7 protein-coding genes are annotated in these 9,424 nt (G+C 50.1%); 3 read left to right on the top strand and 4 right to left on the bottom strand.

The window, feature by feature from the left end; all coding sequences use genetic code 11:
* Nucleotides 1-91: 91 nt before the first annotated feature.
* Nucleotides 92-1,090 (top strand): hypothetical protein, encoded by a 999-nt coding sequence (locus tag COV46_01865; GenBank protein PIR17997.1) that lies wholly within the window; start codon nt 92-94, stop codon nt 1,088-1,090.
* A 200-nt stretch (nt 1,091-1,290) separates the two neighbouring features.
* Here the strand turns inward: COV46_01865 and COV46_01860 are convergent, their stop codons facing one another.
* Nucleotides 1,291-3,738 (bottom strand): DNA gyrase subunit A, encoded by a 2,448-nt coding sequence (locus COV46_01860; protein PIR17996.1) that lies wholly within the window; start codon nt 3,736-3,738, stop codon nt 1,291-1,293.
* A 79-nt stretch (nt 3,739-3,817) separates the two neighbouring features.
* On the opposite strand from COV46_01860, the gene COV46_01855 reads away from it, so the two are divergent.
* Entirely contained in the window at nt 3,818-4,765 is a 948-nt protein-coding gene (locus COV46_01855) for a GGDEF domain-containing protein (GenBank protein ID PIR17995.1), read from the top strand.
* The gene (locus tag COV46_01850; GenBank protein ID PIR17994.1) at nt 4,707-6,164 is read left to right on the top strand and encodes a hypothetical protein; all 1,458 of its coding nucleotides are present in this window, start codon (nt 4,707-4,709) and stop codon (nt 6,162-6,164) included. The genes COV46_01855 and COV46_01850 overlap by 59 nt, the downstream gene beginning before the upstream one ends.
* A gap of 78 nt (nt 6,165-6,242) precedes the next feature.
* Here COV46_01850 and COV46_01845 read toward each other — a convergent pair whose 3' ends face one another.
* From COV46_01845 to COV46_01835, 3 genes are all read right to left on the bottom strand, one after another.
* Nucleotides 6,243-7,460: a DEAD/DEAH box helicase gene (locus COV46_01845; protein PIR17993.1), complete on the bottom strand. Its 1,218-nt coding sequence runs from the start codon at nt 7,458-7,460 to the stop codon at nt 6,243-6,245.
* 80 nt (nt 7,461-7,540) lie between these two features.
* Nucleotides 7,541-7,795 carry a hypothetical protein gene (locus COV46_01840; GenBank protein ID PIR17992.1) on the bottom strand — a complete coding sequence of 85 codons (255 nt, stop codon included), beginning with the start codon at nt 7,793-7,795 and terminating at the stop codon, nt 7,541-7,543.
* A 9-nt stretch (nt 7,796-7,804) separates the two neighbouring features.
* Nucleotides 7,805-9,358 carry a glutamine-hydrolyzing GMP synthase gene (locus COV46_01835; protein ID PIR18001.1) on the bottom strand — a complete coding sequence of 518 codons (1,554 nt, stop codon included), beginning with the start codon at nt 9,356-9,358 and terminating at the stop codon, nt 7,805-7,807.
* Between the last annotated feature and the right edge of the window lie 66 nt (nt 9,359-9,424).

The raw sequence follows: 9,424 nt of genomic DNA, 5'->3' as shown, positions 1-9,424 counted from the left end.
CAGAAAACTAAAATAGTAGACCAACCATTTGACAACTTTTATCTAATGATGTATACGCACGCATATTCTTAAACTTAAGGGGGTATTTCTTATGAAAAGATCCGTTGTTTTGGTAGCATGTCTTACCGTTTGTTTCGTAGCATCGTTTCTTTTTAGTTCCTGTAGCGGAAAAGGAAAGATGCTTGTCACCGTCAACGGAACGGCAATAACCGAAAGTGACCTTGATTTCCTTTCGACGATAAACCCAAGGCTGAAGATGCAATTGAACACGCCTTTCGGAAAGAAACAGATACTCGACAACATGGTAGAGCAGGAACTCCTGTACCAGGCGGCCCTTAAAAGAGGACTTCAGAGAGACGCCAGCGCAAAAGCCAAGATAGAGCTTTATAAGAAGGTCATAATCGCGCAGGCATATATTGAATCGGAAATGAAAAAAGCCGCGAAGGTTTATTATGAGAGCAATAAGGCCGAATTTGAAAGACTGCAGATCTCGGATATCCTTATAAAGTATGCGGCTCCCGCCCAAAAGGATACAAAGGCAAAGAAAGGCGCTCCCGCTCCAAAGGGTAAAGTGACGCGCTCCAAAGAAGTGGCGCTTAAACTTGCAAATGAGATAAAGGCAAAGATCGAAGGCGGCATGGAATTTGCGGCGGCCGCAAAAGAGTACTCCGAGGACACGGTCACGAAGAACAGCGGTGGAGAACTTGGAAGAGTATCGAAGAACGATCCAAGGCTTGAACGCAGAGGCTATGGGCCTCTCCTAGAGAAGGCTTTCTCAATGCAGGTAGGTGAAGTTGCAGGCCCCATCGAAACAAGCGACGGATTTCATTTGATAGCGGTCACAAAGGGCGCAGAACTTGAACCCTTTGAACAGGTCGAACAAGGTATCATGATGAAGATGTCGGGCGAAGAAAGGAACAAGATCCTTGCGGAGCTGAAGAAGAACGCAAAGGTCGTCTACCCCGGTGAAAAGAAGGAAGAGAAGAAACCCGAAGCGGTGAAATCTGCAACGCCTCCGGCACCAACGGCTCCGGTCGCTCCAAACGCACCTGTGACACCGAAAGCTCCGGAAGCGCCCAAGGCCAAATGATAGCCTGACTTAAGGACCTACAAAAAACCCCGAAAAGCAAACGAGCTTTCGGGGTTTTTATTATCTGACAATAATAGTGAACGAACTTGTTTAAAAGACAACCTGATATGCTGTCAAGTTTGTCATAATGCCCGTTCCGCGACCTTAGAGATAAGCGGATGACCGGCTGTCCACTTGCCGAATGGTAGAGTCGATGGATCCTACTCTTCCGCCTCGACCTCTTCCTCTTTTTCCGCAAGTTTGGCTATTGAGATCAGCTTTTCATCCTTTTCAAGCGAGATCAGCCTGACCCCTTGGGTGTTCCTGCCTATAAGACCGACATGTTTTGCATGTGTGCGGATGACCTTTCCCTTGTTCGTGACCATCATTATATCATCGGTATCCGCTATCTGCATCGCTCCGACCACCTTGCCGTTGCGATCGGTCGTCTGAATAGTGATGATCCCGCTTCCGCCGCGACCCTGGATCCTGTATTCGGCAAGTTCGGTCCTCTTTCCGTAACCGTTCTGCGTGCAGGTAAGCATCGGTGTTGCGTTCGTTATTGTCTCCATCGAAACGACCTCATCGCCCTTGCTTAAAGTGATGCCCCACACGCCGTACGTTGCGCGGCCCGTGGAACGGACATCTTCCTCTTTGAAGCGTATGGACTGGCCGTCGGCGGTGGTAAGGAATATATCTTCCTTGCCTGCGGTCAGTTTTACCGACACGACCTCGTCACCTTCCTCTATCTTGGTGGCAACGATGCCTGATGCGCGAGGGTTGGAATATTCCATCAGTTCGGTCTTCTTAACAAGCCCCTTCCTCGTAGCAAGAACGACGAACTTCCCCTCTTCGAACTTTCTTACTGGAAGAATAGCGGCGATCTTGTCGTCGGACGCCATCTGGACAAGGTTGGTTATGGCCTTACCCTTGGCTGTACGGCCGATCTGGGGTATCTCATGGACCTTCAGCCAGAAACCCTTTCCGGTCTGGGTAAAGATCATCACATGGCTGTGGGTTGAGGCTATGAAGAGGTCCGAAACAAAATCCTCGTCGCCCATTGTCATCCCCTGTTTGCCGCGCCCGCCCCTTCGTTGCGCACGATAGATGCTTATGGGGTTGCGCTTGATATAACCAAAATGCGAAACGGTGACGACCATGTCCTCTTCGGCGATAAGGTCTTCGACTGTTAGGTCTTCGGACTTTGCCAGTATCTCGGTGCGGCGTTTGTCGCCGTACTTTTCCTTTATCTCGGATATTTCATTGCTGATGATAGAAAGTATCAATTTTTCACTGGAAAGGATCTCCTTCAACTTTTTGATGAGCTCCATAACGTCTTTGTATTCGGCGATTATCTTCTCGCGTTCGAGGCCGGTCAACTTCTGCAGGCGCATGTCGAGAACCGCCTGCGCCTGGATAGCGGAGAGCTCGAACTTCTTCATGAGTCCGTTCTTGGCCTCTTCGGGGCTCTTGGACCTCTTGATGAGGGCAATAACCTCGTCGATGTTCTCGACCGCTATTTTGAGTCCGGCCAACACATGAGCGCGTTCTTCTGCCTTTCTAAGTTCATATGCGGTCCTTCTTGTAACCACCTCTTTCCGGTGATCGATGAAATGGCCCAGATATTCCTTAAGGTTCAGGACCTTGGGCTGGCTGTTGACGATCGCCAGCATTATCATACCAAAGGTCTCCTGCATCGATGTATGCTTATAAAGCTGGTTCAGGATGACTCCCGCAACTGCGCCCTTCTTGAGCTCGATGGCGATGCGCATGCCGTCCCTGTCGGATTCGTCGCGCAGGTCGGAGATGCCTTCGAGCTTGCCGTCGCGGACAAGCTCCGCGATTCGCTCGATAAGACGCGCCTTGTTCACCTGATAAGGTATCTCGGTGATGATTATGGCCTCGCGGTCTCCGCGCGAAACAGGTTCGATAGAGGCGCGAGCGCGCATCTGAATTATACCCCTTCCCGTTTCGTACGCCTGCTTGATACCGTCGCGCCCGTGAATGAAGGCGGCGGTGGGGAAATCGGGGCCAGGGATATATTTCATCAGCTCTTTTATAGTGAGCGCTGGATCTTTAACTAGAGCAAGAAGTGCCTCGCACACTTCGTTCAGATTGTGCGGAGGGATCTTTGTGGCCATACCCACCGCGATGCCTTCACTCCCGTTGATAAGAAGGTTCGGCGTACGCGAGGGAAGCACGACCGGCTCTTCCGTTGAACCGTCGAAATTTGGAACAAAATCGACGGTCTCCTTGTCGATATCGGAGAGCATCTCTTCTGCTATCTTGGCAAGCCTCGCCTCGGTATAACGGTAAGCGGCCGCAGAGTCTCCGTCGACGCTACCAAAGTTCCCCTGTCCGTCTATCAAGGGATAGCGCATGTTCCAGTCCTGCGCCATGCGGACCAATGTGTCATAGACCGAGGAATCGCCGTGCGGATGGTATTTCTTTAGAACCTCGCCGACCACACCTGCGCATTTCGAATAACGCTTATTTGAAAGAAGACCTTCGCTATACATCGCGTAAAGCACGCGCCTATGGGCAGGTTTTAGGCCGTCCCTGACGTCGGGAAGCGCCCTTCCTATGATAACGCTCATCGCGTAATCAAGGTAGCTACTCTTCATTTCATCTTCGATATTAATCTTGAGTATTTCTGCGGACTTAACCATCTTCTCTTTTCTCCTTTTCTAGGGCAATTCGAAGTGATTATCTATCAATTTTTGGCCCCAAAAGTCAACCGAATAGAAGATGGTTGCGAAACGACAATTGATTCTGTATAGTTGCCTTTCTCATATGTCACAAAAAGAAAAAGACGTGGTCGAAAAGACGGTAATTACACAGGTAACAAAGATAGAAGAAGAGGCCATAAAACATGCCTATCTCCTATTTCTTTCGGGCCCTTTGATCGGAAAGCTTATAAATCTTCAGGAAGGTTCAACAGTTATAGGCCGTTCACCTGACGCCAATGTGGTCATAAACGACCAGAGAATAAGCCGCCAGCATCTAAAGATAGATGTATCGCCGAAGGGCTTCATAATAGAGGACATGGGGAGCACCAACGGCACCTTTGTGAACGGTGAAAGAATAACCGCCAAAAAAGAGCTTAGCGACGGCGACAAGATCCAGATCAGCTCGGTTACCATATTCAAGTTCGCGTTGCAGGGAGAGACCGAGAACATATTCCACAAGGAGCTCTATAAGATGGCCGTTATAGACCCTGTGACCAACGTCTATAACAAGCGTTTTCTTCTGGAGCGTTTGAAAGAAGAGTTCAGTATCTCAAAGAGAAACAAGGCTTCCCTTTCGCTCTTCATGATAGACATCGATCTCTTCAAGAAGGTGAACGACACTCACGGGCATCTGGCGGGAGACATGATACTTCAGCAACTTGCCAGAATATTCAAGGACATGACGCGCAATGAAGACATCCTTGCCCGTTACGGCGGCGAAGAATTCTGCGTTATTTTAAGGGGAACGAACAAGGCCGGGGCGTTCAAGCTTGCCGAAAGGATAAGGACGAAGATAGCCTCCGAGCCGTTCACTTTTGAAGGCCACAAGATACCGATAACCGTATCGATGGGCATATCAAGCCTTAACGAAGGAACGGAACACAAGAACTTTGAAGCGCTCATTAAAGATGCCGATGATAAGCTCTATCAGTCCAAACAATCCGGCCGAAACCGGACCACGATGTAGGGATATAATCTATAAAGGCGACCCAAGGGTGGAAACATACAAGAGGGACGCCGTTATGGCAGGGGACCCCGACGCGGTTGTACGGCCGCGCGACATGCAGGAGGTCATTGAGGTCGTCAAATGGTGCAACGGTAACGGCACTCCCCTCACCGTCTGCGGCGCCCGCACTTCAATGACCGGCTCCTCCGTTGCCGAAGGGGGAATACTTCTTGCCACCGACCGCTTTAACAAGATCATAGACATTGGCGAAAAAGAAGGCCGTGGTTACGCCATCGTAGAGCCAGCCGTTATTGCAAAGGACTTTCAAAGGATAGTAGAAGAGAAGGGGCTTCATTATCCAGTGGCCCCGACATCCTGCGACAACGCCTTTGTTGGCGGCACCGTGGCAACGAACGCGACGGGCGAGGATTTTTATAAATACGGCCCCACAAGGAGCTTTGTAAGAGAGGTATCCTTCATAAAGGCGGACGGGACGACCGGGACATTTTCACGAGGTAGTTCCGCCCCTCCCGCGGCGATCAAGGGTCACGGTGGATATTTCCTTGAAGGCTTCGAAATAGACCGGCTAATAGGTTCGGAGGGGACGCTGGCCGTTATCACAAGGATAGTATTTGACCTCCTTCCCAAGATCCCAAAGATATTTGTAATGCTCGTCCCATTCCCTTCTCACATTGAGGCGCTCTCATTCATCGACGAGACCAACAAGAATAACTACCGGCCACGTGCGATAGAATATATAGACACATTCGCCATCTCTTTAATGAAGACCTGTGACGCCTGCCCAAAGTTCACCGACGATATAAAGGCGTGCCTTTATATAAAGGACGAATCGTTCGATGGTCCGCTTGAACCAATAATTGAAAAGTGGTTCGAACTCATCTCAAAGGCTCTTGAAAAATATCCCCACCTTCTGGAACAGACGATAATAGCCGTGACCGACAAGGAAAAGGAGAATCTCCACGCGCTTCGTCATCAGATACCGCAGGTAATATCGGAGACGAACGAAAAGATAGAAAAAGCCGGTGGCGGCAAGGTGTCGGGCGACTGGTGGGTGCCAAAAGATAAAATGCTCGTCACGATGAAGAAGACATACGAAGAAGCTTTGCCCCTAAATATCGATTTCACCATGTACGGTCACTTAGGCGATGGCCATCCCCACACGACCTACCTTTGCAGGACCTCGGAAGAAAAGGCCAAGGTAAAGGAACTTGTTAAGCTTCAATCCAGACGCGCGGCGGAACTTGGCGGAGGTGTTGCGGGCGAGCACGGAATCGGAAAGATAAAACACGACCTTTTAAAGATACAATACCCGTCCGATGTCATCGCAAAGATGAAAGAGCTCAAGCAAAAGTTCGATCCAAAATGGATACTGGGCCGTGGAAATATATTGGACCTTTAGCAGTAGAATCAAAACTTCGATCGCAGCCTAATTTGACATAATGCCCGTCAGCTATAAAAAGTTAATAGCTATTTAAGGCTAGTGTCTTATCCCCGGCCGTGAACGGCCTCGAAACGACCTGTTACCACGCCCGCGCTTGCCTATGAAACCCACCCTTGGCGCGGCGGTCTTTGTGAAATGTTCCTTGGGAACATCCGGATGTTCGGAAATATTAAGGGTACTGTTCATTATCCTCTCTATATCTCTCACATCGCGGCCCTGGTCCGGCGTTGCGAATGAGATCGCCCGGCCTTCTCTTCCGGCGCGGCCGGTACGGCCTATGCGATGGACATAGTTCTCGGCATCGTCCGGAATATCGTAGTTGATAACGAGTTCGATGCCGATGACATCGATCCCCCTTGCGGCGATGTCCGTTGCCACGAGAATCCTGTATTTGCCCGACTTAAAACCCTGCAACGCCTCTTGTCTCTGGCCGAGAGAACGGTCTGAATGTATCTCAGCCGCGGTGTGGCGCATCTCCCTGATCACCCTTGCCGTCCTTTTTGCCCCTATCTTGGTCCTTGTAAATATCAGCACAGAACCGTGGTATTCAGAAAGTATCTTTCCCAAAAGCCTCGGCTTTGCCTCTTTTCTCACGATAAAAAGCTCCTGCACTATCCCTTCAGCCGCGGTCCCTGTGGGCGCCACTTCCACACGAATGGGAAGTTTCATATAAGCGTTGGCAACGCTGACTATCTCGACCGGTATCGTTGCCGAAAAGAGCATTACCTGTTTTTCCTTAGGCACATAACTAAGGACCCTTTTTATCTGCGGCGCAAAACCCATGTCGAGCATCCTATCCGCTTCATCCAGCACAAGGATCGACACATCGCTCAAAGAGGCGCTCCTTCTTTCAAGATGGTCCATCAGGCGTCCCGGAGTTGCTATAATGACCCTGGGCTTTCTTCTGAGGTCCTGTAGCTGATTGTGCATCGAAGCCCCGCCAATCAGGACCGCCGTCTTTAACCCGAACAGGCTCGCTATTTTCAAAAAGCTCTCGTTCACCTGCAATGCAAGTTCTCTTGTGGGAACAAGCACCAGCCCCTTTCCCTTTATCTGGGCAAGGCGCTGGACCATGGGGATGGCGAAGGCCATCGTCTTTCCCGTCCCTGTCTGGGCGATACCGATCAGGTCCTTCCCTTCCATCGCTATCGGGATGGTCTTTTGCTGGATGGGCGTTGGGGTAGTAAATTTAAGACCTGCTATGATCTCTAAGATCTTGGGCGCAATGTTGAGCCCGAAAAAGCCGTTGTTCATTTTGTCTTCCTCTCTTGTTTTTTTGGAGAGCCTACCCCAGAAACGGATGAAAGTACACCTCAAACTTAACGATGCATATATCAGCCGAACTTTGTCTTAAGATACAAAAGATATCCGCTAAGGAGCAAGGTAAAGCTGTTGGCAAGTATAATGGGCCATTCACCTAAAATAACGCCATATATGGTCCAAAGGGCAACGCCTATGGTGAAGGTGACATACATTACTATAGAGAGGTCCTTTGTGTGACGGGTCCTTCTGACCTTCAGGACCTGCGGCAAAAAGGCCGTACTTGTAAGTACCGCGGCGGTGATCCCGATATAGAAATTATAGTTCATTTTATCTCGCTATTCCCATTCGATCGTTGAGGGCGGCTTGCTGGAGATGTCGTAAACGACGCGGTTAATGCCCTTGACGCCGTTTATTATCCTGTTCGATATCTTCTTGAGAAGTTCGTGCGGAAGTTCGGCCCAGTCGGCGGTCATGCCGTCGGTGCTGTTAACGGCGCGTATGGCAACAACGCGTTCGTAGGTCCTTTCATCTCCCATAACTCCGACGGTGTTGATGGGAAGGAGGACGCAGAACGCCTGCCAGAGCTTGTCGTAAAAACCGGCCTCTTTTATCTCTGCGAGCAGAATATCGTCCGCCTCGCGCAAAAGCTCCAGGTCCTTCTTTGTTATGTCGCCGATAAGTCTTACCGCAAGGCCGGGGCCGGGGAACGGCTGACGGTTGATCGATTCGTCGGGCATGCCGAGGGCTCGGCCGAGCTCACGCACCTCATCTTTAAAAAGTTCCCGCAGGGGTTCTACAAGCTTAAGTCCCATCTTTTCGGGAAGCCCGCCTACATTATGATGGCTCTTTATCATGCATGAAGGGCCTCGGAAAGAAACGCTCTCGATAACATCTGGATAAAGCGTTCCCTGCGCCAAAAACGTGACTTGTGATTCGTGGCTCGTAATTCGTTTTGCCTCATTTTCAAAGACCTCGATAAAGACACGCCCTATTATCTTTCTCTTCTTCTCGGGATCGCTCACACCTTTCAGTTCGTCTAAGAACCGATCCACGGCATCGACACACACGAGGTTCAGCTTGAACTTATCGCGGAACATCTTCTCCACCTTTTTGGCCTCGTCCTTTCGGAGCAACCCGTTGTCGACAAAGATACAGGTAAGCTGGTCGCCGATCGCCTTTTGTATGAGGATCGCGGCAACAGATGAATCGACGCCTCCGGAAAGGCCCAACACAACGTGCTCCTTTCCAACCTTTTCCTTGATGGCCTTCACCTCGTGCTCAATGAACGACTGCATCGTCCACGAGAGCGCGCACTTGCATATATTCTTCACGAAATTGTCGAATATCTTCTTTCCGGCCTTTGTATGGGTGACCTCGGGATGGTACTGCGTGCCTATGAGCCTTCCATCTTTACTTTCCATCGAGGCAACCGGGCAGTCATTAGTAACGGACGTTATAATAAAATTATCGGGAACTTTCACCACCACATCGTTGTGGGACATCCAGACCGTTGCAAGTCCCTTTTCGTTATAGACACCGTCTAGGAGCTTACTTTCACTTTTCCTGATTATCTCGGCAAATCCATATTCGCGAGTTCCGGCAACACCAACCTTGCCGCCCAAGATTCGGGCCATCTCCTGCATGCCGTAGCATATGCCCAGGACCGGGACTCCAAGTTCCAGGATCTTCGGGTCCATTCTGGGAACGCCGTCGTAGCAGATGCGTGCCGGGCTTCCGGAAAGGACTATCCCCTTTGCCCCGAACGCCTTTATTTGTTCCAGCGGCATGTTAAATGGATGTATCTCCGAATAAACATGGATCTCACGAACCCTTCTCGCTATAAGCTGTGTCGTTTGAGAACCAAAGTCTAATACCAATATTTTGTCCATAAGATTACTGTCATCCTGAAGGCCAAAGGCCGAAGGATCCCATTTATACAATTTGATCCAGGAGAT

Source organism: Deltaproteobacteria bacterium CG11_big_fil_rev_8_21_14_0_20_49_13 (assembly GCA_002796305.1).
GTDB lineage: Bacteria > UBA10199 > UBA10199.
The sequence above is the reverse complement of the archived record's forward strand: the minus strand, read 5'-3'. Positions and strand labels throughout refer to the sequence as shown.